This window comes from Pseudomonas sp. K5002 (assembly GCF_013386655.1).
Lineage (GTDB): Bacteria > Pseudomonadota > Gammaproteobacteria > Pseudomonadales > Pseudomonadaceae > Aquipseudomonas.
Genome location: NZ_JACARK010001109.1, coordinates 1 through 1323, shown reverse-complemented (window position 1 = coordinate 1323; position 1323 = coordinate 1). Strand labels below are relative to the sequence as shown.

The 1323-nt window shown below is 61.4% G+C and carries 3 protein-coding genes; all 3 read left to right on the top strand.

Annotated features, from left to right (window positions below; all coding sequences use genetic code 11):
* The coding region (locus HX846_RS33765; protein ID WP_306173189.1) for an NAD(P)H-hydrate dehydratase at positions 1–245 on the top strand (245 nt) is incomplete at its 5' end.
* Entirely contained in the window at positions 233–703 is a 471-nt protein-coding gene (tsaE, locus tag HX846_RS33760; protein ID WP_003217524.1) for a tRNA (adenosine(37)-N6)-threonylcarbamoyltransferase complex ATPase subunit type 1 TsaE, read from the top strand. The genes HX846_RS33765 and tsaE, both read left to right, overlap by 13 nt.
* Before the next feature lie 15 nt (positions 704–718).
* Positions 719–1323: N-acetylmuramoyl-L-alanine amidase (locus HX846_RS33755; RefSeq protein ID WP_178967102.1), on the top strand; the 605-nt coding region annotated here is incomplete at its 3' end.

Genomic DNA, 1323 nt, shown 5'->3' with positions numbered 1-1323 from the left:
GGGTTGCCCGCTGCGATCAGGGCCATCCTGCGATGGCGACCGCTGGCCTGGGCGATGTGTTGGCCGGCCTGGTCGGTGCTTTGCTGGCGCAAGGCATGCCGGCATTTGATGCCGCCTGCCTGGCGGTCTGGCTGCATGCCACTGCCGGAGATCGCCAGGGTACCTACGGTCGCGGGCTCGCCGCCAGTGACCTGATTCCTGCCATTCGTCAGTTGCTGGAGGAGCAATCGCCGTGTCTGAAGTAGTTCTTTTCCTGCCTGATGAAGACGCCATGGTCGCCTTGGGCAACCGTATTGCCCGGGTCACTCAAGGCTCAGGGCTGATCTTTCTGGAAGGCGATCTCGGCGCCGGAAAAACCACCTTGTCCCGGGGCATCATTCGCGGGTTGGGGCACGCGGGTGCTGTGAAAAGCCCTACGTTCACCTTGGTAGAACCCTACGAAATCGGTGACGTACGAGCGTTCCACTTCGACCTGTATCGCCTGGTGGACCCGGAAGAACTGGAATACATGGGCATTCGTGATTACTTCGATGAGGACGCCTTGTGCCTGATCGAGTGGCCAGATAAAGGCACAGGCTTTTTGCCAAAGCCGGACCTGACCATTACCATTACCCCGCATAAGCAAGGACGTCAGCTGAAGTTGTTGTCCCAGAGCGCGCGCGGCGAGTCGTGGTGCGCCGCCTTGGCATTGGAATTCAAATAATTGATGGGGTTAGGTATGCGCTTTCGCGCGTTGGTTACTGTCGTAGGGGTGTTGCTTGCGGCAATGACTTTCAATGCACTGGCGGCCTCACAGGTGAAAAGTGTTCGCCTGTGGCGGGCACCGGATAACACGCGACTGGTATTCGACCTGTCTGGCCCGGTTCAGCACAGCGTCTTCACCCTCACGGCGCCTGATCGCCTGGTGATTGATATCAACGGTGCGACCCTGGCCGCGCCGTTGAAAGTCGCCATGGCCAATACCCCGATTACCGCGATGCGCTCGGCCCAGCGTACGCCGACCGACCTGCGGGTGGTTATCGACCTGAAAAAGGCCGTGACCCCGAAAAGCTTCGTGCTGGCGCCCAACGCGCAGTATGGCAACCGGCTGGTGGTCGACCTGTTCGACAACGCCGCCGATGCCGCGCCGCCGCCTGCGCCAACTCCAAGCGTCGCGACGATACCTGCGGTGCCGGTCAACCAGTCGCAACCCCAGGTCAAATTGCCGCCGCTGCCACCGGCTCCGGCGGGCAAACGTGACATTATCGTGGTCATCGATGCCGGTCACGGCGGCGAAGACCCGGGTGCCTCGGGCTCGCGCGGCCAGCATGAAAAAGACGTGGT